The following is a 23,691-nucleotide window of genomic DNA, read 5'->3' on the forward strand; positions in this document are numbered from 1 at the left end:
GATCCTCAATGAGTTCTGAATCCATCTCTTGTTTTTGCCAGCTCTAGTTTCATCGAGTGTAGTAGCGCAATCAGATTCATCAAAACTCGTCCGATCTATCGGGACATTCGATTGACCTTCGAATTTTGGGTCGCTGCAGGTCGGGATTCCCAACTGTGATTGCATTAGCATCTTATCTCTTCCATATTGGAATCGATTCTCATTTGCTCAGACATGGATTGTCGATCACGCCTATCTCGCTTTTGTTGCTACCCTTGTTCGAGCGTTCACGGGATTGTCTAAGAAGTACCGGGGTATTGGATGGAATAGTTGCAATAGGTGGATCAGACACAATAGGTGTGATAGGGACATTTAGTACAATCGCTAGAATAGTTGCAATTGTGGCGCTGGGATAGGCGCCACACGTCCAATAGGTAGCTATGGCAAGATAGGAACAACAGAATGTGGTGATGAGATAGGGGCCTTCTGTGGACTGCCTTCGGTAGATGCAGCGCTACGGGTAGTTGTGCTGGGTGAACTACCAACAATAGGTGCCTCATCTACCTTAGCTACCCTACCTATTCGACTTATTGCACCTATTGTTCCTATTCTATCTACTCAACCTATTCCATTTCCAGTAGGTAGAATTAAGGTAACGGGGTGAAATGTGTTTTTCACCGGCTGAGATTGGAACTATCGGAACAATAGGTCCCTATTCCGATTCGATTGAGTCGGGTGCATACGACAATGAGCGACACAACGACCGAGCCACGCGCCGTAAGCGTGGTCATCCTGAAAGGCGGCGTCGGCAAATCAACGACTTCGATGAATATCGCGCGCCAGCTCGCAGAGCACGGCCAGACCCTCTACGCTGACCTCGACCCGAACGGTCACGCGACGAATGGCCTCGGCTTCGAAGCAGCGTATCAGGGAGACATCAATCTCGGGGACGTCATACTCGAGGGGGAGGCGACACCACACGACTTGATCCAATCGACCGATTACGGATTCGATCTGCTCCCATCGTCGAACACCCTTGAAGACGTCGAGAAGGACCTCGCAGGCGCAATGCAGGGTTCGGCGCGAATCAAATCGAAGATTGTTGACCCACTACTCGGTGAAGAGTACGAGTACATCGTCTTCGATTGCCCGGCGTACCCTGGCATGCTCAACAACAACGCCCTCGTCGCCACAGGGAACGTTATGATCCCGATCGAACCGGGTTCTAGCGCGATCGGCGGCTACAAGCGAACGATGGAACGGCTGATCGAACCGGCACGGGAATACATCGACGTCGATGTCCTCGCTGTCGTTCCGAATAAGCTCTCCGATCGGATCGATCAGCAGACTGAGGACCGGGAACTCCTCGAGAATCTGAATACGGCCACCTACGAGGTCAATCCCGGACAGCCGTTGCAGGAGGCGGTGCCGAATTTCGCTCGGATCACGGCTGAAGAGTTCGATGCGATCGACGCCGGTGAGATGAAGCCGCCAAAGCCAGGAATCCGTCACCGATCAGCGCTGTCGCGATCGCTACAACACAATCAACCACTCCAGGATTATGCTCCGGAAAACGACCAAATTGCCTACTACGAGGAGCTCGCCGAGATCGTCGCTGCTGGAGGGATCGAGCGATGAGTAATCCGTTCGACGATCTCAAGGAAGACGAAACGGAGACGTCCGAAGACGAAACGGAGACTCCTGAATCCACAGCGACGACTGAATCGGAGCAAGACCGAAATTCGGAACAACCTGTCGACGAATCGACGACAGCAGAGTCTTCCTCCTCAAATCCAAGCGGGGAATCGACCCAGGAACCTATGGTCGACCAGAATTCTCCTGACGAACTCGGCGTTGAGTCGTCGTCACCTGCCGCCGCTGAGCCGCCATCGCCTGGAGAAACGGGACCGGCATTCGAGTACAGCGAGGTCCAACAGAAACCGTTCTATGCTCGGACCGAGACGGTACGGGCATTCGAGAACCAGATCCGGACGACCATCATTCCGAAACTCGCCGAAGCCTCGATCATTGACGAGGAGAAACGTGAAATTCACGATGCAGTCCTTCGTCTCGCTACCGAACAACCGGAACGCATCGCCGAACTCGTACTCGAGGAACGACGCCAGTCTGGAAACGAGTGAACCCGTTCTGATGAAACTCATCCGTATTCACCCACAATTTTGATCGCTACTAATAATATCGAAGATATCCACTTATTTATTGAAACTCAGAAGGCAGACAGAGACGTTTTACACTTCTCTCAGGTATGGGTTTAGAAACAGGTTTCCCAGCATCAATGCCATAAACTGCATTATGATATATGCAACATCACCCATTCAATAGCCCAGAGGCTTTTCGCTGTTGGAGTGGTAGCGTCAATTATGGATCCGTTCTCGATCACGGACTCGAACCCGTTCGCTGAGTTGCTCGGAATCGAATTGGTGGAAGCAACGAATGGTCACGCTGAGGCGCAACTTTCCCTTCGGGACGACCTCTCTTCGAGCGAGCACGCGGACATCGCCCATGGCGGAGTGACCTATGCGCTGGCGGACCATGTCGGCGGAATGGCGATTATCTCGCTCGTCGAAGATGTCTGTCCGACGATCGATATGCGAATCGACTATCTTGCGCTCGCTCGCAGTGATCTCCGGGCGACCGCGACCGTCGTTCGACGGGGTGGACAGGTCGCCTCGGTCGATGTCGACGTTTACGACGCCGCCGAAACGCACGTGGCGACGGCTCGAGGCATATACAAGGTCGGTCGTTCGCCGTCCGAGGACGCCAGTGAGAGCAGTCAAAATCCCTGGCTGGACGGCCGGAGCGATCAGTGAACGGGACACTGTGCCCACCACGGACGGAAACCGGTTCATTGCCGCCCGTCTTGACGCCGTTCGGCGCCTTCGCGGCTGACTGGACCCGCGTACTCTAGGGGGTCAGTACGACTTTCCCCGTACTTTTGCGGTCCTCGATGTACTGATGCGCTTCGGCGTCATCCTCGAGTTCGAACGACTTGCCGACGATCACCTCGAGGTCTCCGCTCGAAAGGGCCTCCGTGAGGTCGGGGACGGCCGCCGTGATTCGGTCGGGATCGCGAGCGGCGGCCTGACCGAGGTGGAAGCCAATGACGCTCTTATTTTCGAAGAGTAACCGTTTATTCTCGACGGCTGCCGGCGTCCCGCTGGCGACACCGTAGGTAACGAGGCGACCGAAGTGGGCGAGCGCGTCGATACTGCGCTCGAAGACGTCGTCGCCGACGCTTTCCAGGACGAGCTCGACCCCGTCACCGCCTGTTTCTTCAGCCACGACATCACGAAAGTCCGTCTCGGTATAGTCGATCGGATACTCACAGCCGAGGTCGGCGGCGAGCTCCAGTTTCTCCGCAGTGCTCGCGGTTCCAAACACCGTTGCGCCAGCGTGGGATGCGAGCTGGACAGCGGCCATCCCGACACCGCCTGCGGCCGCCTGAATCAATACTGACTCGTCGTCCTCGAGCCCGCCCCATTCGAAGAGACAGGCGTGAGCCGTGAGAAACTGCACGGGGAAGCCGGCCGCTTCCGCGAAGCTCATTCCGTCGGGAACCGGAAAGAGTAACTGGGTATCCGAGACGACGTACTCGGCGTAGCCGCCGCCTCCGAGCATCGCGACGACCCGATCGCCCTCGTCGAAATCGACCCCGTCACCGACCGCATCGATCGATCCTGCAGCCTCCGCGCCAGGGACGTACGGTGGTTCAGGACCGCCGGGATACGTGCCGCGACGCTGCATGATGTCCGCGAAGTTGACCCCCGCTGCTTCGACGTCGATTCTGACCTCGCCGGGACCCGGTTCGGGGACGGATCGGTCGGTCAATTCGAGCACGTCACTCTCCCCGTGTTCCGGGACCTCGATGACTTCCATGCTCGCTCCTTTGCCGGCGACCACCATTAATGCCGCCGATAACGAGCATCGCTTGAGCGGAGGGCCCGGCACTCGTTTCGAATCCCCGATCTCCGCGACAGACGACTCGATCGGAAGCGTTCCCGAGAGATCGACCGCGACACGTGCTCTCGGCGAAACATCTATCATGGTATATGTTGTCACCCGACGATGTATATGGAGTTACACGATCAAGACCGGATTGCGGAATACGAGGAGGCAGGCGTCTGGGGAGACGAAACGCTGCTCGAGCGATTCGCGGAGACCGCCGATCGGCATCCCGAACGGACGGCAGTCGTGGAGCCGCCGAACACGCAGGCGTTGGTTGACCGAGAGCCGGAACGACTCACGTATGCGGAACTCTCTTCCGCCGTAGACGCAGTCGGGGCATCGCTTCGCGAGCGCGGTCTCGGCAAGGACGACTTCGTCGTCGTACAGTCGCCGAACACATGGGAACTTGCCGTGCTGTATCTAGCGGTCGCTCGAGCGGGAGCCATCACGTCACCGATGCCGATTCAGTGGCGGCGGCACGAACTCGAACACGTGGTCGAGACGACCGAGGCCGTCATGTACGTCGGACCGCAAAACTTCGATGGGTTCGACTACGTCGAGATGGCAACGGCGTTCGCGGACGAATCTGATACGCTCGAGCGGATCGTCTCGCTGTCAGAGATCCGTGATTTTGCGGACGGCGATCCGGACACCTCCGTGCTTGATACGGTCGAGATCGGTGCCAACGAGGTGTTTAACGTTCAGTGGACGTCGGGCACGACCGCGGATCCGAAGGCGTGCCCGATGACGCACAACAACTGGCAGTCGAACCCGACGCCGCTGCTCTGCGATATGGAAGACGGGGACGTGGTCCTTTGTGCGGCGCCGCTGGTCAACATGACGGCGCTCGGCGTCAACTACGTGCCGTGGCTCCTCACTCGCGGAACGCTCGTGCTCCACCATCCCATTGATCTCGGGTTGATGGTCGAGCAGATGCAGGCGGAGGACGTCACGTTTACCATCCTGGTTCCGACGATGCTGAATCAGTTGCTCAAACACCCTGATGTTGACGAGTTCGATCTGAGCGACGTCGATACGATCACGACGGGGTCGGCCGCCCCCTCGGAGTGGGCAATGCGGGAGTTCGACGAGCGCTGGGGGATCGAGATCATCAATATCTGGGGGCAAAACGAGGGGACGTCTGCGATCAGCGGCCCGAAGACGACACCGATAGAGCGCCGCGCGACGGATTTCCCACGGTTCACAGCGGACATCGATTGGGGTATCGACGACCCACGGATCGACACCGTCAACGTTCGAATCGTCGATCCGGAGAGCGGTGACGAGGTCACCGAACCGGGCGAAGTCGGTGAGGTGGCGTTCCGGGGACCGGGACTCATGGCGGGCTACTACAACCAACCCGAGCTCACCGCGGACGCGTTCGACGAGGACGGGTACTTCTTCACCGGAGACCTCTTTCGAGTCGAAGAGGACGGATACATGAGCTTCTTTGACCGGAAGAAAGACGTTATTATCCGGGGTGGATTCACCATCAGCGCGAAGGAAGTGGAGAACATCGTCATTGAATACCCGAAGGTCGCGGATGCGGCCGTCGTCGGCGAACCGCACGATGACCTTGGGGAGCGCGTCGCGGTCTTCGCCGTTCCGAAGCCGGCCGAAGAGCTCGCGCTCAAAGACATTACGGAGTATATGGGCGACGACATCGCCGTTTATAAGCGCCCCGAACGGTTGGAAGTCGTGGAGGAGATCCCCCGGAACCCCGTCGGGAAAATCGTCAAGACGAAACTCCGGGAGCGGCTTCGTACCGCAGCGGTCGACGATTGATAGGCCGATCGATCTCGACGGAATCGGAACGATATCGACACAGTGGGTCCGAAACTGAAACTGATACCATCTCGTGCGGGAGCGACGAAAAATCCGAGCGACGGTCGCGAGAGACCGATGGTCCGCCAGTATACAAGCGCGAGACGATGTCGCGGTAGCGATTGCACTTCGGTATACTACCGTTTATTGTGCGGGTTCGAATCGCCGTTCTTATTTAGAACAGGCGGCAAAATACGACCGATGAGCGAGTACGGGTGTAAAGTTTGCCGAGTATTAGATGAATACGGAATGGAGCGGTACGAGGAGCGGTTGCTCGAGCAGTGGCAGGCTGACTCATCCCAGCGAAAGGGGTATCGGCAACTTGCGGAGTGGTTCAACACGCTCATGTTACGCCGTGAGATGGACCGTGCAGGGATTTCGACTCTCGGTGACGAAGCTGAGTCCAAGTACGAGCGACTGCAATCCGACGAGGCGATCGCCGAGGAGGTCGCGACGGAATTGGCGAATGCCGGGATTCCGATCGAACAGTTGCGCGACGACTTCGTTTCCTACGGCGTCATTCGAACTCACCTCAAAGAGTGCCTTGAGTCAGACGTTGATCTCCCGAGCGGGGAGTGGGAACAAGACGCAATCGAAATCTCTCGAAACCACGCAGCCAAGAAGATCGAAGAGGCGGTTCGATCGATCCGTAATAAGGGCCGATTGACCGCCGGCGGCGACGTGAACGTTTCTGTCGACATTGAACTCGAATGCGAAAACTGTCACTCTCGCGTCCCCGCCGAGAGAGCGATCCGACGCGAATACGTTTGTCAATGCGATGACTAACTATGACTGATCGAACACTTCACCTCGAACTGGAAAACATCGGTGGCATCGAGCGAAAAGAGATCACGATCTCTGAGGGTCCGACGTTCATTCAGGGACCGAACGCAGCGAACAAGAGCTCGTTCCTCAAGGGTCTCCTCTTCGCCCTCGGGAGCAGGTCGGTTCCGATTCGAAGCGGCGCGGATGAAGCCCGTGCAGTGCTTTCGTCTGACGAGAAACGCGTCGAGCGGGTCGCGCGTCGAACCGACGCCGGTATCGAGACAAGCGGCGAAGCGTGGATCACGAACCCCGATGACGTTACGCTCCTCGAGCGCTTCGCAGGGCTGCTGGAGACGAACTCGCTCAGGAGCACCGTGGCCCGCAACGAGGACGTCGAGTCGCTCCTGAAAGAGCCGATGGACATCGAAGTCCTCGAGCGGGAGCGATCGGCGAAGATGGACCGAAAGCGAGAGCTCACCGCAGAGATCGAATCGGCTGGAGACGTCGGCGAGCGGCTCGAGGACAGAGAGCGGGAACTCGCGGAGAAGCGCGACCGACTCGACGAACTCGAGTCGACGCTCGAGGATCTCTACGATCGACAGGAGACGACTGACACCGACGATGCACTGCAGGAACTGCGCGAGGAACGGGCCGATCTGCGGTCCGACGAAGCCGAGTGCGAATCCCAGATCGAACAGTTAGAAGACGCCATCGATCGGCTTGAGCACCGACGCGAGGAAGTCGAAGCCGACCTGGATGAAGCACGCGACGCCGTTGAAGGGACCGACATCGAGTCCCTCAAACAGGAGCGGGAATCTCTCCGGTCGGAACTCGATGACGTGACGAAACGCCTCGACGTGCTTCAGTCAGTCCTTACGGCGAACCGCGAGATGCTTAACTCCGAGTTCACGGGCGTAGTCGGCCGCGACTCGGGGCTAATGGGCGACGAGGTGACCTGCTGGACGTGCGGCCGGTCGGCGCCGGTCGATGATCTTGAGGAGTCGATCGAAGAGGTGACCGAACTCGTCGAAGCGGACAAACGGAAGAAGCGAGAACGCGAGCCCGAAATCGATGAAATCACCGAGCGAATCGAGCAGGTTCGACAGTCCAAGAACGAAATTCAGCGACTCGAGGAGGAGAAACGGGACGTCGAGCAGAAGTTAGAGAGCCGTCGTGACTCCCTTGAGGAGCATCGGGATCGGCGGCAGTCCCTACGGGACCGCCTCGGCGAACTCGACGATGAAATCGGCGAACGGGCAGCCGACCAGCACGCCGAACGGTCGGACCTCACCGACGAGATTGAGGAGACGCGGGTCGAAATACAGACGCTCCGCCGAGAGATCGAACGACTCGAGGACGCCTGCGAGTCACTCCGTGAGACGCGTACGGACCTGCAGCGGAAACGCGAGGAGGTCGAACGACTCTCCGACGAGATCACCTCGTTAACGGATCGGATCGAAAACCTCGAGGACGAACTACGAACGGTGTTCAACGAGACGATGGACGAGTTGCTGGACGCGCTTGAGTTCGAGCGGATCGAACGTGTCTGGCTCGACGGCGAGTTCGAACTTGTGATCGCTCGGGAGGTCGACGGCCAGGTTCGTTCGGATACGATCGACAACCTCGCCGAGAGCGAGCGGGAGATGATCGGTCTCGTTCTCGCACTGGCCGGGTTTGTCACCTACGACGTCGACGACGTGACGCCAGTCCTCGTCCTCGACTCGCTGGGTGCGTTCGACGCGGAGCGGACTCGCCGACTGGTCGATTACTTCGCCGACGAAACCGACTATCTGGTCGCGACGGTCCATCCGGAGTACGCCGTCGATACTGCGTTCGATACGGTACTGTTCGAATCTCCCGTCCGGAACTGACGCGATCCGAGAATACCCCAGTAGTCAGAGAATTCAGTAAACTGGAAGGTAGTTTCTGATATTCACCGCGCGATCGGTTTCGATGAAGTAGTCGATTTCGGTTACGGACTCCAGCGCCCGCATTTGGACGAGTAAGTCGTCGATCTCCGCGTTCGATCGTGCGGTAGCGATTCCGTATAGATCGACGGTTCCGAACCCTTCAGCGACGAACCAGAAGTCCATGTTCGACATTGCCTCGAAGACGGTTCGCTTCGACTGCGGTTCGTTGGCCGTTTCGACCGTTACGAGGACGATTTCCCAACTGTTACGCTCCGGGCGCGGTAAGAAGAAACTCGTCATGTTCTCGAGCAGCGACGTCACGCGTCGGCGGACGCCCTCGCTGCTGAGTTCGATGTCGTACTCGCCCAACTTGTCCGCGATATCAGCGTACGGACTCCGTGGATCGTTCGCGAGGATCTCGAGGATCCGTCGATCGATTTCGTCTATTTCGAGGACGTCATCGTCGGAGTGGTCCGCCATGGTCGAGTACTATTCCTGGCACCTCTTAAAATCGCTAGATAATCACTGTCCGATATGGTTCTCGAGCAGTTCTTGTGAACCGATAATCGAATAAACACCTAGTAAGTTCAAATATGGTGCCGAAGAATCGTTTGCTACGACGGATACTTATGGCGCTACAGCAGCCATCGTTTCTCGAATCTCCGTCGGTCCGGCACCTCGCGGGAAGGACACGTTGATAGCATCCACCCCGTCGAGATCGACGAATTCTTCCAGCTGATCGCGCGCCGCTTCGGGCGTCCCCGCAGCCCCCATCTGGTCGCGTAGTTCCTCCCGAACGAGCGTCGTTGCGCGCTCTCTATCGCCGTCCTGCCACGTATCATAGATCTCGTGAGCAAGGTCCTCGTATCCTTGCCGCGCGAGGTTGTCGCGGTAGAACGTTCCCATTCCACCGAGGTAGAAGGCGATATGTTGGGCGACGAGCTCGCGAGCCCGATCGCCGTCCTCGAGGGCACAACAGCCCACAGAGAGTGTGACGCGAAGATCGTCGAGGGTCCTATCGCCGAGTTCGGCACCCCGGCGAAGATCCTCGAGTCGTTCGGTGAGTCCGTCTCGAGTGTAGTTGACGGCGTGCCAGCCGTCGGCGAAGCGGCCGGCGAGTTCGACGGCTTTCGGCCCGAGACCCGCCGCGTCGATCGGTGGAGCCGGGTCGGGCGGATCGCAACGCAGTCGGAAGCCGTCGAGGTCGAAATACTCGCCGTCATACGAGACCGTTTCGCCGGAGAGCACCTGTCGGACGATTTCGACCGTTTCTCGGGTGCGGCGTAGCGGATTTCCGAACTCTATCCCGTGCCAGTTCTCGATGACGATCGGACCGCTGGGACCGACGCCGAGACGGAAGCGACCGTTGCTGGCCTCCTGGAGCGTTGCGGCCGTCTGACCGAGCAGGGCCGGTGATCTGGAGTAGATGTTGGCGATGCTCGTTCCGATCCCGATCTCGTCGGTCCGCTCGGCGGCGGTCGCCATCGCCGTGACGGCGTCTCGCCCCCAGCTCTCCGGGAACCAGGCACGGTCGTATCCCAACTCCTCCGCGGTGACGGCTTGGTCGACGAGGTCATCGAGCGTGGGCTGTGCACCGACCGGAAGAAAGACGTCCCTCTCGGTCATGTGCGTCACGAAGCGTTCATCGGCAATAAAATTACGCTACCGTCTCACATGGGTATCATGGCCAGGTGAGGGGACGGCGAGGATTCGTTCTCACTGCAACAGTCCGTTCTGCTTGGCGATCGTGTTGAGCTGAAGTTCGTCGGTTCCCTCGACGATGCGAAGAAGCCGCGCGTAGTTGAGGTGGTCCATGAAGCCGTAGTCCTCACTGAGGCCGTTGCCACCGTGGATCTGGACGGCCGAATCCGCGGCGTCCCAGTAGGTCTGCGTCGCAAACCAGTTGAAGATCGAGACGTCCTCGACGACCGAGTCATCCCTATCCATCTTCCACGCGCATCGAAGCCCTGCAGAGTCGGCCGCGTACTGCTTTGCGCGTCCACGAGCGACCTTCGAAGAGATCTGCTGAAAGCTCCCGATCTCCTGACCGAACGCTTCGCGTTCGCGCGCGTATTCGGTGGATCGATCCAATACGTACTCCGCGAGACCGACAGCCTGTGCGCCGAGTTCGAGCCGGCCGACCGAGAGGAAGTCCATCGCCTCGTAGAATGCGGTCCCGACCTCGCCGAGGACTCGATCGTCTGGCAGTCGGACATCATCGAACCGGAGCTCGGCCTGTTGACCGACCTCTGCGGGGGTGTTATTGAGCGACCCGAGCTCCCATTCGTCCGATTCGACGAGAAAACACGTGATTCCGCCGTACCGTCCGGCCTCTTCTCGGGAGGACGTTCTCGCGAACACTTGCGCGAAATCGGCGTACGGAGCGTTCGTGATCCACTGTTTGGTGCCGTTTAGCACCCACTCGTCACCGTCTCGCACTGCCGTCGTTTGCATCGCAGGTGAGTCCGACCCCGCCACCGGTTCGGTCTGTGCGAACGCCGTAGATTTCTCCCCCCTCACGGCGGGTTCGACGTACTCGGATCGCTGTTCGTCGTCCGCCAGCAACAGCAGCGGCTTCGGTCCTTCGGGCCCAGCCAGTACGTGTCGGTTCAGTCCGCGCCCTTTAGAGAAGACGTGCGTGATCGCTCGATACCACGTCACGAATGACACATCTGAGCCGCCGACGTCTTCTGGCATGTTCATCGCGTAGAAGCCCGCATCAGCGGACTTCTTTCGGACCGTCTCGATGAGTTCGAGATAGTCGTCTGTGAGATAGCCGTTCTCTTCGTGACCGGCTCTCGGGTTCGCGAGGATATCGTCGTGCTCCGCTTCGAGCGGTTCGACTTCCTGTTCGATGAACTGATCGAGACTCTCGAGGATCAACTGCGTTTCGTCGTCGGTATCGAAAGCGACTCCGCTCTCGGTAGAAGGCGTACTCATGCAGTAGGTATCAAACGGACCGTACCGGTCAAATAGCTTCGGGTGACTGCCGAACGGTGTCCAGTGCCGAGACTACGACCAACAACTTCGACATCGATCCGACCGTGGAGCTGCCGCCGGAGGCAATCGGGGGTGGGATTTATACGCTCAGGTAACGCACTGCGAAGTCGATGACACGAGCGAGTGTCGTAGGTGCCGGAATGACCACATTCGGTCCTCACGAACGAACGCTTGCAGAACTGTTCGCCGAGGCAGCGCTCGAGGCGCTAGACGACGCAGGAACGACGAACGATATCGTCGACGCGTTCTACCTCGGGAATACACTTGGTGGAATGACCGAAAACGAGACACACCTCGCACCAAAGTTAGCGACGCACGTCGGTATCTCCGGCGTTCCCGCACAGCGCTTCGAGGACGCTTGTGCGACGTCCTCGAACGCATTGAAGCACGCGGTTCGGGCAGTAGAGAACGGTGTCCACGACGTTGTCCTCGTCGGCGGAGTCGAGCGGTGTACACCGGCGACGGGACTCGATACACCGCGAATGACCGAGATCTTCGCCAGCGCGTCGGACAGACAGTACGAACAACCGTCGGGAATCACGTTTCCCGGCGTGTTCGCCCTGCTCACGAAGCGGCACATGCACGAGTACGGGACGACAGAGGAGCAACTCGCCAGCGTCGCTGTGAAAAATCACGCGAACGGACGGCACAATCCTCATGCCCACTTCGGCAAGGAGACGACTGTCGAGGAAGTGCTGGAGTCACCACTCATCGCGGATCCGTTCCGGCTGATGGACTGCTGCCCGTTCTCGGACGGGGCGAGCGCAGTCCTGCTCGCCAGCCCCGAGGCCGCCGACTCGTTCGATTCGCCGGTCGACGTGACCGGGATCGGTCACGCCACGGGTACCGTCCCGGCTGCCGACAAAGTCTCGCTGACGGCGACACAACCGGCTCGCGACGCGGCGGCGTCCGCGTACGAGCAGGCCGGCCGAACTCCCGACGACGTCGACTTCGCCGAAGTTCACGACTGTTTCACCGGGGCGGAGGTACTCGCGACGGAAGCGCTCGGCTTCTTCGACGACGGTGAGGGCGGTCCCGCTGCCGAAGCCGGTCGAACGGCCCTCGACGGCGAGAAACCGATCAATCCCAGCGGCGGGCTCAAGGCAAAAGGCCATCCGATCGGCGCGACTGGAACCGCACAGATCGTCGAACTAACGACGCAGCTCCGAGGAGAAGCCGGCGACCGACAGATCGCCGACGCGGAGACGGGACTCGCACACAACCTCGGCGGCGACGCCGGAACGACCCTTGTGACGGTCATGGAGGCGAGAGCATGAGCGGTGGCGAACTGGTCGACGGCGAACTCACGTACGAGTCCTGGAAGCGAGCGCTTCGAGAGGGAGCTCTCATCGGACAGGAGTGCACCGATTGCGGTCACGCGACCGGCGCGCCGAAAGCCGCCTGTGCCCGCTGCGGATCCCGCGATCTCGAGGCGGTTGAACTGCCGACAACGGGGACGGTGTATTCGGAGACCACGATCACCGTCCCGCCGCGACAGTTCACCGACGACACCTATCAGGTGGCAATCATCGAACTGGATACCGCACGTGTGATGGCTCGGATCGACGGGACGGCGGAGATCGGTGACGAGGTACGTCTTCAGGGAACGCTCGAGGCCGACGATGCGCCAGCGCCGGTGTTCGGCTAACCGTCCGGGTACTGCGGCCGTCCGTTTCGACCGTCGAGCGTCCCTGCCGTCAGTAATTATATTACGGAGGGTCCAGATGGTAGTGGTGAGGGTTGACCTAGCATGAATATTGCAGTCCTGGGAGCCGGAGCCATGGGCCACGGCATCGCCCATGTAAGCGCTCTCGGTGGACACTCAGTTATCGTTCGCGACGTCGAACAGGAACTCGTCGACGAGGGCCTCGAGCAGATCGAGATGAACCTCGAGGAAGGCATCGAGCGTGAGAAGATCACGCCGGCCCAGAAAGAGGATGCGATCGAGCGACTCACCGGAACGGTCTCGCTTGAGGCGGCCGTCGAGGAGGCCGATCTCGTCATCGAAGCGGTGCCTGAACAGCTCGATATCAAGCAGGACGTGTTCGAGGACGTCGAGGAGTTCGCTCCCGACGATGCGATTTTGGCGACGAACACGTCGTCGCTGTCGGTGACGGAAATCGCGAGCGTTCTCGAGGATTCGTCCCGCTGTATTGGACTTCACTTCTTCAACCCGGCCCACATCATGCCGCTAGTGGAAATCGTCGTCGCGGAGCAGACGAGCGACGACACGAAGGAGTTCGCTGATCACTACGTCGAGAGCATTGAGAAGACACCGACGACTGTCAACGACGTACCTGGGTTCGCGTCGTCTCGCCTCGGCGCGATGTTCAGCCTCGAGGCGATCCAAATGGCTCAGGAGGGGGTGGCAAGCATCGAGGACATCGACGAGACGATGCGACTGGGATACAATCTCCCGATGGGACCAATCGAACTCGTTGACCACACTGGTATTGATGTCAACGTCGAAGTGATGGAGTATCTCCGCGAAGAACTGGGTGAACGGTTCAAACCGCCTCAGTTACTGAAACGCAAGCTCCGGGCCGGGAAACTCGGCCGGAAGACCGGCGAGGGATTCTACGTCTGGGAGGACGGCGAGATTGTCGGTGTAAGCGGCGAGGATTAAGCGGACTGATCGGCGGCCTATCGCCTTCGTTTCTTCTCGCGGATACAGGAGAGGACGTGCCAAGAACGAGTGCGGCCGTATTTGGTCGTCACCCCACGGCTAACACCGTGGAGCGTCGGACTCCTCTTCTGGCTCTTCAAGGAGCAGACTTCCATGTTGTACCGCTGTGAATGAGGGGTTTAGAAGGGATTGTCAGCGACAGCGCTGACCACGATACTCAAGATCGAGCGGCGTAGACGGATCACTTCAGATTCTCTTTGACGATCTTTCCGGTCGGATTGCGCGGCAGTTCGTCCCGGAACTCGATCTCGCGAGGTTTCTTGAAGTCGGCGATGCGATCGCCGACGTACTCCGCAACCTCCTCGGCGGTCATCGACGCTCCGTCGCGGAGGACGATGGCCGCTTTCACCCGTTCAGTCCACTCCTCGTCGGGAACGCCCACGACGGCTGCTTCCGAAATGCGCTCGTGTTCGTGCAGGACTTCCTCAATCTCGGCGGGGTGGATGTTCTCGCCACCGGAGATGATCATATCGTCGTATCGACCGACGAAATAGAGGAATCCGTCTTCGTCTCGACGAACGAGGTCCGAGGACACGAAGTACCCGTCGTCGTCGAACACTTCCTCGGTCTTTTCCGGCATCCCGAGGTACTTCTCGAAGACGGTCGGCCCTCGATACGCGATTCGGCCGATCTCGCCGGGTTCGACTTCCTCACCGTTATCGCCGACGATTTTGACGGCAACGTTGACGATCGGTTTGCCGATGCTATCCGGTTTTTCGAGGGCATTTTCCGGATCAAGCAGGCAGGTGACCGGTGACGTTTCAGTCTGTCCGAACACCTCGTAGAGGTTCGCGTCGAACGACTCGATGAGCTCCGCTTTGAGTTCCTCACCGGACGGGGCGGCGCCGGTCATGTAGTGCTCGAACGAGTCGATGTCGTAGTCCTCGAAGCCGTCCACGTTGAGAAGCGCACGACTCATCATCGGAACGAAAAAGGACCCGGTAATCTCCTCGGCATCGATGACCTCCATCACGCGAACCGGATCGAAATCGTTTATCAGATACGTCGTCGAACCGCAGTAGAAGGTGTTGTTGAACAGCGCGAACGCGGCGATATGAAACAGCGGTGTGACGACGAGGAATCGGTCCTTGTTCTCATCGAACTGACAGCTATACACCGTGTTTACGGAATTCTGGATGATGTTATCGTGGGTGAGGACGCAGCCTTTTGGCTTCCCAGTCGTTCCGCTCGTGTACATGAGGGCGGCGGCGTCGAGGCGATTTGGAACCACATCGATTCGATCGGTGGAAACACCATTACGAGCATCGTGGAATCCCTCGGCGAAGTCGGGGACGTCTGCGCCGAGGTAGAGGTAGTCGTCGATCTCCGTTTCGTCTTGCGCCGCGATGGACGAGATCGTTTCTCTCGCGTCGCTATCGAAGAGACAGAACGATGCGTTGCTGTCTCGGAGAACGTATCCCACTTCGTCGTCTTTGAACCGATGATTGATCGGTACCGGCAGAGCGCCGAGCTTCATCGCTGCGTAGTACGACTGAATCGTCTCCGGATGGTTTTGCATGTAGACCCCAACTCGATCACCTTCCGAGACGCCGCGGTCGGCAAGCACTTGAGCGATCTGATTCACCTGTTCGTCGAATTCGCGGAACGTGATCCGTTCTCGAGCCCCGTCGACGAGCGAAACGAGGCAGTCATCGCTCGGATACTTGCGCGCATTCGTCTCAGCGAGATCACCGAGAGTCAACCCTTCCATGCGTATTGCTCACGTGAGTCGCGTTATAGTATTTTTCACGGCCGATAGTTGCTGTACAATTCCAATTACGCCATTTGGAATCAAAACGACACATCAGCAAATAACGGACTAAGGGTGTTATCATTTGGGCGGCGACGCTGCGGAATATGTGAAATCAAACCCGTGTGGTGCGTGATACAAGTTACCACGGGGCGATAACGTCGGCGCTGACGGCAGCGAACGGTTTCGTAACGGAAACAATCGATCGGATCGCTCGGAACCGAGAGCCAAGGGGGCCGTCAGCGAAAATCCGGAGATGTCGGCGACTCTTCCCCGACCGTAATTCGATAGTAGTCGGTGAACTTGACGTGGTCGTACTCCTCGAACACGGCAGCGAGTCGTTCAGAAGCGGTAACGTTCGACGCGTCGGCTTTGACCAGTCGAGGCAGGTGGTTTTTCGCACGCTCGGGGAGTTCGTCGTAATGGTGTATCCTCGCGTCCGCCGGAACCCGATCTACCTGCGAGACGGTGATTCGCTCTGTCATGGTACTCGATTACACACTGTGTGCTCAGAGCGTTTGTATATTTCCTCGGCGGAAAAACGCGTTCGAGCTCTCGAGCCTGTCGGCCGACTCCGTCTCAGTGACCCTCGAACTCCGGTTCGCGCTTCTCTACGAACGCCGCGACACCCTCGGAATGGTCGTCAGTGTCCGCCCCCCTCGCGATCGCGTCCGTCTCCGCGGCGAGTTGCTCCTCGAGCGATCGATCGAAACTCCGCGTGAGGAGTTGCTTCGCGGCTCCGTAGGCCTGCGTCGGCCCGGACGCTAATTCACGAGTCAGTTCGTCGAGTCGTTCATCAAATTCGCCGTCGCGAACCGATTCGGTCGCAAGTCCCCACTCGACGGCCTCGTCCGCCGAGATCGGTCTGTCGAGCAGGGCGATGTCCTTTGCCTTTCGGAGGCCGACGAGCCGCGGAAGGTGGAACGTCGCGCCGCCGTCGCCCGGCAGTCCGATGCGCGGATACCCGTATTCGAACCGGGCCTCGTCGCTGATGAGAACGAGATCGCCAAGCAGTGCGATCCCGAGACCGGCGCCGGTCGCGACGCCGTTGACGCCGGTGATTAGTGGGACGTTCGCCTGGTGGAACTGGATGATCGCGTCGTGGAGGATCGACGCTTGACGTCGGACCGACTCCGATCCGTGGCCCTCCTCGTGAAAGCTCTCAACATCGGCGCCGGCACAGAACACGCCGTCCGACCCCGTCATAACGGCACATCGAACGTCGTCGTCGGCGTTGAGAAACGCCGCTAATTCGAGCAGTTCGTCGCCCATCGTCACGTTGAGCGAGTTGAATTTCGTCGTGCTATCGATCGTGATGGAGACGATGCCGTCGTCTCGTTCGAGGACGAAGTTTTCACACTCCGGTAGCGCTCGTGCCATGATACCATGCATACAGTCCAACGGTATAATTCTCCTGTTCGGTACCAGCAGCCGAACCGGTGAGCGCGACGGTTGCCCCATCGAAGACGGACTCGAGACGACCGTCACGAGGGTCGTCAGGCTTGCATCAGTCACGCGATTGTGAATGTCCTCTTTCCCGAATACCAACCATTATTGTGGTTGGCAAATACACACATATTGCAATGGATCTAGGTATCAGTGACAGGACCGCCGTCGTTACCGGCGGCGCCGGACGGATCGGAAGCGAAGACTGCCGAACGCTCGCGAACGAGGGTGCCGATGTCGTCGTCCTCGACGTCGATGAGGACGGCGCATCCAGCGTCGCCAACGAGATCAACGAGACGGGCAACGGTGGGGACGCGATGGCTATACGGTGTGACCTGACGGATCGAGCAGACGTGCGGGAGTCGATGGAGACTGTCCGAGACGAGTTCGGCGGGATAGACATTCTCGTCAACAACGCCGCAATGGTCGACGCGCGCTCGCGTATCGATGACTACGACGACGGGACCTGGGACCGAGACGTCGAGATCAACCTCACCGGGACGTACAATATCAGCAAAGAGGTGTTCCCGCGGATGTGCGAACGCGGTTGGGGTCGCGTCATCAATATGTCGTCGATGGCGGGCTGGTACGGCGGGTTCGGCCAACTCTCGTACTCGGCGACGAAAGCGGCGATGATCGGGGTCGGACGAACGATGGCCCTCGAGGGCGCTCAGTCCGGCGTCACGTCGAACGTCATCGCCCCGAACATCGTCGTCGATCAGTAGTCGGAGATGACGCCCGACGAACTCCGCGAGAACGTCGACGAGTACTACGCGCGGATCGCCGAAGCGACGCCGATGCGACACCTCGGCAGCGAGGAGGACGTCGCGAACATGGTCGCATATCTCAGCTCAGAGCAGGCCGGATACGTAACCGGACAGATCGTTGGTGTGACCGGCGGTATCGACCTCTTCTCGTTCTGAGACCGTCTCTTCCATCTTCCGTGATCGCGGGTGTCGGCCGGGCGGGAACGCGGTCTGGGTAAGCCGTCTCGAGTCGGGCGTAGACGGGAGACCGCATTGGTCGGTCTCTGGGGAATACTTATCACACCTCGTCGGGATGAATTGGCCATGGGCTGGGAAACGCTAGAGGTTACCGAGCACGGTGAAGGTATCGTAGAGATCGCTCTGGACCGTCCCGAGTCGCGAAACGCACAGAACTTCGAACTCATCGAGGAACTGGACGACGCGACCCAGGAGTACGATGGGGACGACGAAACCCGAGTCATCGTCTTATCCGGGAACGGCCCCGACTTCTCGACGGGACACGAACTGGCCGGGGACGACCTCGAGTATCTGGAGGAAGAGGACGCAATTCCGGAGATTCCCGACGGTAATGTTACCGAGTTTATCGCCGACGGGCAGATCCCCCACGAGGAAGAGATGTACTTCGAGAAGTGTATCAATATAAAGGAGTTGTCGGTCCCAACCATCGCGCAGATACACGGCTACTGCGGGGGTGCCGGCCTGATGCTAATGACCGCCTGCGACCTCGCGGTCGCCAGCGAGGACGCCGTGTTCCAGAACCCTGTGATGCGGTTCTGCGGTTGCGGCGTTGAGTTGTTGTTAGAGCCGTGGGAGATGGGATTCAGGCGAGGAAAGGAATTCCTCTGGACGGGCGAGGAGATATCCAGCGACGAAGCGGTGGACCTCGGGATGGTGAACAGGGCCGTTCCGGGAGAACAGTTAGCGGACGAGACGATGACGTTGGCAACAAAGATCGCCCGCATGCCGCCGTTCACCCTCCAGCTGTCCAAGCGGTCGTTCAACTTCATGGAGAGCCAGATGGGACTGCGAGACGCCTGGAAGTACCACTTCATGGTCCACCAGATCGCCCATCTCAGCCGTGAGTGGACCGAGTGGCACGAGGAGATGAACGAGGTTCTCGCCGAGGAAGGGTTCGGTGAGTGGATCCGACAGCGGGATGCCCCCTTCGATATCGACTGACAATCGACTGAGGCTAGGTGGTAGTACCGTTCGAAGAACCGTCACCGTCGGCCGTCACTCAAGCGGCACTCCTATCGGCCTTCGAACTCCGGTTCGCGCCCCTCGAGGCGCGCCGTGAATCCCTCCGTGTAGTCGTGGGTCCCGTCGAGTTGCGCGCCGAGGGATCGCTCGTAGGCCAGTCCTTCGTCGAGCGGCATCTCGAGGGCAGCGTTGAGCGCTGTTCGCGCACGTTCCATCCCCAGCGGTGCGTTCTCGGCGAGGTTATCGGCTAACTCGCGAGCACGATCGTCGACCGCGTCCGCCTCGCAGACATCGTTGACGAGACCGATCCGCTCGGCCTCGACGGGATCGATAAACTCCCCGCTCAGGACGAGCTCTTTGGCCTTCGCTAGACCGATCATGCGGGGTAGCCGCTGGGTCGCGCCGCCGTGGGGGAAGGTGCCGAGCTGGACCTCGATGACGCCGTAGTTCGCGTCCTCGGAAATAATTCGAAAGTCCGCTGGGAGCGACAGCTCGAACGCACCGGCGGGCGCGGCGCGCTTAATACCGACGACGGTCGGAACGCGCGCAGTATCGATGGCCTCGACGACCTCCCCGAGGAGGTTGCCAGCGCGCGTACCGCTGGTACCCTCTCCGTGTCCGGCCTGTTCGCCACGATCTCGCATCATCTCGAGATCCATCCCCGCACAGAAAACGGGACCCTTTCCGAGCAACGCGATTGCGCGGACGCTCTCCTTTGCATCGACGTCCTCGAACGCGCGCTTCAGATCAGAAAGGACGTCCTCGTTCATCGCGTTTCGCTTGTCCGGACGGTTCAGGACGATATCGGCGCGGTGACCGTCAACATCCACGAGCACGTGACCAGTGCCAACTTCTCTCATACCAAGGTGTCAATGAGATCGCCCTTAATTGTATTGCCCAGCTCTGACTGATCGATTCGCGACCGGCGGAGCTCAGCACTCACTTCGCGGCGCCGGATTCGCGGAGCGACTCGATTTCATCGTCGGTGTATCCGACAGCCGCGAGATAGTCGGCGGTGTGTTCTCCCTGACCCGGGACCCGTTCGTCGGTCGTCTCCGGCGGTTCGCTCGAATGCGCGGGGAATCCGATCCGCGGCGGCCCGTTGTCGGGCCGCTCGACGAGGTCCCGGGCCGTTATCTGTGGGTGATCGACCGCTTCCGCCGGGCTGTAGACCCCGGCGACCGCCGCGTCGACGCCGTCGAACATCTCCTCCCACTCGTCTCGCGTCCGCGTCTGGAACAGTTCCTCGAGCTCTGCGGTGACGTCCTCGAGCGCGCTGGGATCGGTGTCGCCGTGTGCATCAATGAGGTGTTCCATGTCGACGGTTTCGCAGAAGGTCCGCCAGAACTTCGGCTCGAGAGCTGCGACGGTCACCCACTGCTCGTCGGCCGTCTCGTAGCTATCGTACCACGGCAGCCCGCCGGTGAGCGCGGTCTGTCCCGGACGCGGCTCGGCGGGATCCCCCGTCAGCGCCTGGTAGGCGACCGACTGAGAGAACGAGGCGATCACGTCGGTCATTGCGATGTCGATGTACTCGCCGCCGGTATTCCCCAGTTCACGCGAGAGAAGCGCTTCGGTGACGGCGAACGCGGTGAACAGTCCGCCGGCCATGTCCCCGATCGGATACCCCGGCATCTGTGGTTTGGTCGTCGGCGATTCGCGAGTCATATCGAGCAATCCACCCAGAGCGACGTAGTTGAGGTCGTGGCCCGCGCGATCCGACCACGGACCCTCTTGACCGTACCCCGTGAGCGAGCAGTAGACGAGGTCGTCGTTGTGCTCTCTAAGCGTCTCGTAATCGATCCCGAGGCGGTCGACGACACCGGGTCGGAACCCCTCGATGACGACGTCGGCCGTCTCGACGAGCCGGTAGAACGCGTCCGTCCCGTCGTCGGTTTTGAGGTTGAGCGAGACGCTTCGCTTGCCCCTGTTTACCATCTCGAAGAGCGCACCGACGTCGCGGTCGGAGCGGGGCTCCTCGTGTCGAGCGTAATCACCTGCGCCGGTGTCTTCTACCTTCACTACGTCGGCACCCGAGTCGGCGAGTAACTGCGTCGCGTACGGTCCAGGGAGCAATCGAGTGAGGTCGAGTACGCTGATGCCATCGAGTCGCATATCTCTTCGTCGCTATCCTGCGCCTTCAAAATATCGCTCGATCGACTACTTCGGCATCGAGCGTGGAGCGCTACCGACCCGAGAACTCCGGTTCGTAATCGTCTTCGGCGAACGCCCTCGCTCCTTCTTCGTGATCTTCCGTGTCTAGCAACGGTTCGAACAGACGCCGGTCGTACTGTCGTCCCTCTCGTAGGCCGGTCTGCGTGGCGACGTTCGCGGACTCCTTGATTGCCTGGATCGCGAGCGGTGGTTTCGACGCGATCGTTTCCGCGAAGCGTTGGGTCGCCTCGTCGAGGTCGTCGGGGACCCGATTGACGATTCCCAGGTTACGCGCGCGGTCGGCACCGATGTGCTCGCCGGTCATTGCAATTTCTTTCGCTGCGGCCGGGTTGGCGAGTCGACTGATGAATTGGACCCCGCCCGCGCCGGGAATGATCCCAAGATCGACTTCGGGAAGGCCGAACCGAGCGTCCTCGGCTGCGAACCGGAAGTCGCAGGCCATCGCCGTCTCGAGGCCGCCGCCGAGACAGTAGCCACGGATCTTTGCGATGACCGGTACCGGGAAATCCATAATGAATTCGTAGTGTTCGGGGTCAGAACTGGCGCCGGGTTCCGTCTCGCTGAACTCGGTGATGTCGGCGCCGGCACAGAAGTTCCCCTCCGCACCCTCGACGATGACCGCTCTCAGTGCGATCCCGTTTCGGTCGTCGTTTTCGGCCTCGAGCAGCCGGAGTCCGTCGATGATGTCCGTCTGGAGTTGGCCGCTGAGAGCGTTGAGCGAATCGGGCCGATTCAACGTGAGGCGGCCGATACCGGTCTCTTCGTCGAACTCGACTCTCGTCGTGTCGAACGTCTCTTGCATACATGTGCCCGTCAATGGGCGAACAAATAGGTTTTCCGACGGTCGCGCGAGGAACCGTTCGATCGCTGGCGACCGCTCTACCGCCGACGGATCGTGACAGAATCCTCATACCAATGACGGGATTTATATGTATATTCGGATAATGGTCTGTGTACGCATGGCACGATCAGCGGAGACTAGTCCCGGCGTTTCGTTCGGGACTGACGACGAAACGGATCTCATCCTACAGAGTCTCGACGAGTTCGTCGAGCAGGAAGTAAAGCCGCTCGCAGACGAACTCGGCGAGACACTCACGAACCCTCGACTCGGACACGAACCGAACGGTCGCCTGACCGATGAAGTGCTCGAGGCGAAACGCGAAGTACGACGGAAGAGTGCGGAGGCCGGATTCTATGCGATGAACATGCCCGAAACGGTCGGCGGCGAAGACGTGTCGGCCGTGACGTGGTACCGGGCGAATAAGCATCTCGCGACGAAGGACGTGCCGCTGGCGTCGGACGTACTTGCCGGTCCGGAGGGGCCGAAGCCGCTGCTCGCGCAGGCGGAAGGCTCGCAAGTCGAACGATACCTCGAGCCGGCGATGCGAGGGGAGAAGACGACTGCATTCGGACAGACAGAGCCGGGCGTGGGTTCGGACTCGCCGAACATGGAAACGCGAGCCGAGAAGGACGGGGACGAGTGGGTGCTAAACGGCACGAAACAGTGGATCACGAACGCCCCGTACGCGGACTTCATCCAGGTGTTCGCGCGGACCTCGCCGCAGGAGGAGGCCGGCAGACACGGCGGGATCACGTGTTTCATCGTCGAGTCCGACGAGTACGAGATCGGGTCCCTGAACAACGCCGTCGGTGCGACCGGCATGCAGGCGGAAGTCCACTTCAACGACGTCCGACTCCCGGAGGACCGTGTCCTCGGGAGCGTCGATAACGCGTTCTACGACGCGATGTCGTTCCTCGGACTCGGTCGCGTCGAAATTGGCGCGACGGCGGTCGGCCACGCGGAGTCACTGCTCGATACTGCTACCGAGTATGCGAACGAACGAGAGGCGTTCGGCGATCAGATCGGCCAGTATCAAGCGATTTCGCACAAAATCGCTCGCGGCCGAGCAAACGCGATGGCGGCCGACGCCGTCGGCCTCAAGTGCGCGTGGCTGCTTGATCAGGGCGAGGCTGCGATCGCCGAGTCGTCGATTCTCAAGTGGTTCGCCACCAACGCCTTCTGGGAGATCGCCGACGATGTCGTCCAGATTCACGGCGCCAACGGCCTCGCTGAGGAGAATCCGTTCATGGACCGCCTCCACCGCGCTCGTATCCAGCGAATCGTTGAGGGAACCGACGAGATCCAGCTCAACACGATCGCGAAACAGTACGGCGTGAAAACGTAGTTCGGGACGAGGAACGAGGCACTCGAAAGCCTGCTGG

At 59.8% G+C, this 23,691-nt stretch carries 20 protein-coding genes and 2 pseudogenes; 12 read left to right on the top strand and 10 right to left on the bottom strand.

The window, feature by feature from the left end:
- Positions 1-726 precede the first annotated feature (726 nt).
- The 3 genes and pseudogenes from J0X25_RS37650 to J0X25_RS37660 all read left to right on the top strand — a co-directional run.
- Positions 727-1,617: a ParA family protein gene (locus J0X25_RS37650; protein WP_226777155.1), complete on the top strand. Its 891-nt coding sequence runs from the start codon at positions 727-729 to the stop codon at positions 1,615-1,617.
- Entirely contained in the window at positions 1,614-2,120 is a 507-nt protein-coding gene (locus J0X25_RS37655; RefSeq protein WP_226777156.1) for a DUF7970 domain-containing protein, read from the top strand. The genes J0X25_RS37650 and J0X25_RS37655 overlap by 4 nt, the downstream gene beginning before the upstream one ends.
- A 240-nt stretch (positions 2,121-2,360) precedes the next feature.
- A pseudogene (locus tag J0X25_RS37660) lies at positions 2,361-2,741 on the top strand (PaaI family thioesterase); the annotation flags it as partial.
- 163 nt (positions 2,742-2,904) lie between these two features.
- On the opposite strand, the gene J0X25_RS37665 reads toward J0X25_RS37660, so the two are convergent.
- Positions 2,905-3,876 (bottom strand): quinone oxidoreductase family protein, encoded by a 972-nt coding sequence (locus J0X25_RS37665; RefSeq protein WP_226777301.1) that lies wholly within the window; start codon positions 3,874-3,876, stop codon positions 2,905-2,907.
- Positions 3,877-4,071: 195 nt separating this feature from the next.
- Here J0X25_RS37665 and J0X25_RS37670 point away from each other — a divergent pair, with 195 nt between their 5' ends.
- The 3 genes from J0X25_RS37670 to J0X25_RS37680 all read left to right on the top strand — a co-directional run bounded on the left by J0X25_RS37670 (position 4,072) and on the right by J0X25_RS37680 (position 8,405).
- A complete protein-coding gene (locus tag J0X25_RS37670) occupies positions 4,072-5,730 on the top strand; it encodes a class I adenylate-forming enzyme family protein (RefSeq protein WP_226777158.1) in 1,659 nt (552 codons plus the stop codon).
- A 240-nt stretch (positions 5,731-5,970) separates the two neighbouring features.
- Positions 5,971-6,555 (top strand): rod-determining factor RdfA, encoded by a 585-nt coding sequence (rdfA, locus tag J0X25_RS37675; protein ID WP_345778485.1) that lies wholly within the window; start codon positions 5,971-5,973, stop codon positions 6,553-6,555.
- Between the two features lie 2 nt (positions 6,556-6,557).
- Positions 6,558-8,405, top strand: a complete 1,848-nt coding sequence (locus J0X25_RS37680; protein ID WP_226777160.1) for an archaea-specific SMC-related protein — start codon at positions 6,558-6,560, stop codon at positions 8,403-8,405.
- A 33-nt stretch (positions 8,406-8,438) separates the two neighbouring features.
- On the opposite strand, the gene J0X25_RS37685 is transcribed toward J0X25_RS37680, so the two are convergent.
- The 3 genes from J0X25_RS37685 to J0X25_RS37695 all read right to left on the bottom strand — a co-directional run bounded on the left by J0X25_RS37685 (position 8,439) and on the right by J0X25_RS37695 (position 11,384).
- Positions 8,439-8,924 (bottom strand): Lrp/AsnC family transcriptional regulator, encoded by a 486-nt coding sequence (locus tag J0X25_RS37685; protein ID WP_226777162.1) that lies wholly within the window; start codon positions 8,922-8,924, stop codon positions 8,439-8,441.
- Positions 8,925-9,071: 147 nt separating this feature from the next.
- Complete coding sequence (locus J0X25_RS37690; protein WP_226777164.1) at positions 9,072-10,070, bottom strand: TIGR04024 family LLM class F420-dependent oxidoreductase; 999 nt, start codon at positions 10,068-10,070, stop codon at positions 9,072-9,074.
- A gap of 90 nt (positions 10,071-10,160) precedes the next feature.
- Positions 10,161-11,384: an acyl-CoA dehydrogenase family protein gene (locus J0X25_RS37695; protein ID WP_226777166.1), complete on the bottom strand. Its 1,224-nt coding sequence runs from the start codon at positions 11,382-11,384 to the stop codon at positions 10,161-10,163.
- A gap of 170 nt (positions 11,385-11,554) precedes the next feature.
- On the opposite strand from J0X25_RS37695, the gene J0X25_RS37700 reads away from it, so the two are divergent.
- The 3 genes from J0X25_RS37700 (at position 11,555) to J0X25_RS37710 (ending at position 14,070) form a co-directional block, all read left to right on the top strand.
- Complete coding sequence (locus J0X25_RS37700) at positions 11,555-12,721, top strand: thiolase domain-containing protein (RefSeq protein ID WP_226777168.1); 1,167 nt, start codon at positions 11,555-11,557, stop codon at positions 12,719-12,721.
- A complete protein-coding gene (locus tag J0X25_RS37705) occupies positions 12,718-13,092 on the top strand; it encodes a Zn-ribbon domain-containing OB-fold protein (RefSeq protein WP_226777169.1) in 375 nt (124 codons plus the stop codon). The genes J0X25_RS37700 and J0X25_RS37705 overlap by 4 nt, the downstream gene beginning before the upstream one ends.
- Positions 13,093-13,194: 102 nt before the next feature.
- The gene (locus J0X25_RS37710) at positions 13,195-14,070 is read left to right on the top strand and encodes a 3-hydroxyacyl-CoA dehydrogenase family protein (RefSeq protein ID WP_226777171.1); all 876 of its coding nucleotides are present in this window, start codon (positions 13,195-13,197) and stop codon (positions 14,068-14,070) included.
- Between the two features lie 241 nt (positions 14,071-14,311).
- Here J0X25_RS37710 and J0X25_RS37715 read toward each other — a convergent pair whose 3' ends face one another.
- The 3 genes from J0X25_RS37715 to J0X25_RS37725 all read right to left on the bottom strand — a co-directional run bounded on the left by J0X25_RS37715 (position 14,312) and on the right by J0X25_RS37725 (position 17,260).
- Positions 14,312-15,841 carry a class I adenylate-forming enzyme family protein gene (locus J0X25_RS37715; RefSeq protein ID WP_226777173.1) on the bottom strand — a complete coding sequence of 510 codons (1,530 nt, stop codon included), beginning with the start codon at positions 15,839-15,841 and terminating at the stop codon, positions 14,312-14,314.
- 278 nt (positions 15,842-16,119) lie between these two features.
- Positions 16,120-16,365, bottom strand: coding sequence for a DUF7979 domain-containing protein (locus J0X25_RS37720; protein ID WP_226777175.1), 246 nt, complete (start codon positions 16,363-16,365; stop codon positions 16,120-16,122).
- 94 nt (positions 16,366-16,459) lie between these two features.
- On the bottom strand, positions 16,460-17,260 hold the full coding sequence (locus tag J0X25_RS37725) for an enoyl-CoA hydratase/isomerase family protein (RefSeq protein ID WP_226777177.1): 801 nt from the start codon (positions 17,258-17,260) through the stop codon (positions 16,460-16,462).
- A gap of 203 nt (positions 17,261-17,463) precedes the next feature.
- On the opposite strand from J0X25_RS37725, the pseudogene J0X25_RS37730 reads away from it, so the two are divergent.
- Positions 17,464-18,249, top strand: a pseudogene (locus tag J0X25_RS37730) (SDR family NAD(P)-dependent oxidoreductase).
- Between the two features lie 147 nt (positions 18,250-18,396).
- The gene (locus J0X25_RS37735) at positions 18,397-19,272 is read left to right on the top strand and encodes an enoyl-CoA hydratase-related protein (protein WP_226777179.1); all 876 of its coding nucleotides are present in this window, start codon (positions 18,397-18,399) and stop codon (positions 19,270-19,272) included.
- A gap of 71 nt (positions 19,273-19,343) precedes the next feature.
- On the opposite strand, the gene J0X25_RS37740 is transcribed toward J0X25_RS37735, so the two are convergent.
- The 3 genes from J0X25_RS37740 to J0X25_RS37750 form a co-directional block, all read right to left on the bottom strand.
- Positions 19,344-20,153 carry an enoyl-CoA hydratase/isomerase family protein gene (locus J0X25_RS37740; RefSeq protein WP_226777180.1) on the bottom strand — a complete coding sequence of 270 codons (810 nt, stop codon included), beginning with the start codon at positions 20,151-20,153 and terminating at the stop codon, positions 19,344-19,346.
- Positions 20,154-20,232: 79 nt separating this feature from the next.
- Entirely contained in the window at positions 20,233-21,408 is a 1,176-nt protein-coding gene (locus tag J0X25_RS37745; protein WP_226777181.1) for a CaiB/BaiF CoA transferase family protein, read from the bottom strand.
- A 70-nt stretch (positions 21,409-21,478) separates the two neighbouring features.
- Positions 21,479-22,270 carry an enoyl-CoA hydratase/isomerase family protein gene (locus J0X25_RS37750; RefSeq protein ID WP_226777182.1) on the bottom strand — a complete coding sequence of 264 codons (792 nt, stop codon included), beginning with the start codon at positions 22,268-22,270 and terminating at the stop codon, positions 21,479-21,481.
- 157 nt (positions 22,271-22,427) lie between these two features.
- Here J0X25_RS37750 and J0X25_RS37755 point away from each other — a divergent pair, with 157 nt between their 5' ends.
- The gene (locus J0X25_RS37755) at positions 22,428-23,654 is read left to right on the top strand and encodes an acyl-CoA dehydrogenase family protein (RefSeq protein WP_226777183.1); all 1,227 of its coding nucleotides are present in this window, start codon (positions 22,428-22,430) and stop codon (positions 23,652-23,654) included.
- Positions 23,655-23,691: the final 37 nt, after the last annotated feature.

Origin of the sequence: Haloterrigena alkaliphila, assembly GCF_017352155.2 — an archaeon.
Taxonomy (GTDB): domain Archaea; phylum Halobacteriota; class Halobacteria; order Halobacteriales; family Natrialbaceae; genus Haloterrigena; species Haloterrigena alkaliphila.

Excerpts from the sequence above, each read along its gene's own strand:
- J0X25_RS37725 (WP_226777177.1), bottom strand. The coding sequence starts at position 17,260 with ATGGCACGAGCGCTACCGGAGTGTGAAAACTTCGTCCTCGAACGAGAC.
- J0X25_RS37690 (WP_226777164.1), bottom strand. The coding sequence starts at position 10,070 with ATGACCGAGAGGGACGTCTTTCTTCCGGTCGGTGCACAGCCCACGCTC.
- J0X25_RS37700 (WP_226777168.1), top strand. The coding sequence starts at position 11,555 with ATGACACGAGCGAGTGTCGTAGGTGCCGGAATGACCACATTCGGTCCT.
- J0X25_RS37755 (WP_226777183.1), top strand. The coding sequence starts at position 22,428 with ATGGCACGATCAGCGGAGACTAGTCCCGGCGTTTCGTTCGGGACTGAC.
- J0X25_RS37685 (WP_226777162.1), bottom strand. The coding sequence starts at position 8,924 with ATGGCGGACCACTCCGACGATGACGTCCTCGAAATAGACGAAATCGAT.
- J0X25_RS37715 (WP_226777173.1), bottom strand. The coding sequence starts at position 15,841 with ATGGAAGGGTTGACTCTCGGTGATCTCGCTGAGACGAATGCGCGCAAG.
- J0X25_RS37720 (WP_226777175.1), bottom strand. The coding sequence starts at position 16,365 with ATGACAGAGCGAATCACCGTCTCGCAGGTAGATCGGGTTCCGGCGGAC.
- J0X25_RS37740 (WP_226777180.1), bottom strand. The coding sequence starts at position 20,153 with ATGAGAGAAGTTGGCACTGGTCACGTGCTCGTGGATGTTGACGGTCAC.
- rdfA (WP_345778485.1), top strand. The coding sequence starts at position 5,971 with ATGAGCGAGTACGGGTGTAAAGTTTGCCGAGTATTAGATGAATACGGA.
- J0X25_RS37750 (WP_226777182.1), bottom strand. The coding sequence starts at position 22,270 with ATGCAAGAGACGTTCGACACGACGAGAGTCGAGTTCGACGAAGAGACC.
- J0X25_RS37665 (WP_226777301.1), bottom strand. The coding sequence starts at position 3,876 with ATGGAAGTCATCGAGGTCCCGGAACACGGGGAGAGTGACGTGCTCGAA.
- J0X25_RS37680 (WP_226777160.1), top strand. The coding sequence starts at position 6,558 with ATGACTGATCGAACACTTCACCTCGAACTGGAAAACATCGGTGGCATC.
- J0X25_RS37735 (WP_226777179.1), top strand. The coding sequence starts at position 18,397 with ATGGGCTGGGAAACGCTAGAGGTTACCGAGCACGGTGAAGGTATCGTA.
- J0X25_RS37670 (WP_226777158.1), top strand. The coding sequence starts at position 4,072 with ATGGAGTTACACGATCAAGACCGGATTGCGGAATACGAGGAGGCAGGC.
- J0X25_RS37695 (WP_226777166.1), bottom strand. The coding sequence starts at position 11,384 with ATGAGTACGCCTTCTACCGAGAGCGGAGTCGCTTTCGATACCGACGAC.
- J0X25_RS37655 (WP_226777156.1), top strand. The coding sequence starts at position 1,614 with ATGAGTAATCCGTTCGACGATCTCAAGGAAGACGAAACGGAGACGTCC.
- J0X25_RS37710 (WP_226777171.1), top strand. The coding sequence starts at position 13,195 with ATGAATATTGCAGTCCTGGGAGCCGGAGCCATGGGCCACGGCATCGCC.
- J0X25_RS37650 (WP_226777155.1), top strand. The coding sequence starts at position 727 with ATGAGCGACACAACGACCGAGCCACGCGCCGTAAGCGTGGTCATCCTG.
- J0X25_RS37745 (WP_226777181.1), bottom strand. The coding sequence starts at position 21,408 with ATGCGACTCGATGGCATCAGCGTACTCGACCTCACTCGATTGCTCCCT.
- J0X25_RS37705 (WP_226777169.1), top strand. The coding sequence starts at position 12,718 with ATGAGCGGTGGCGAACTGGTCGACGGCGAACTCACGTACGAGTCCTGG.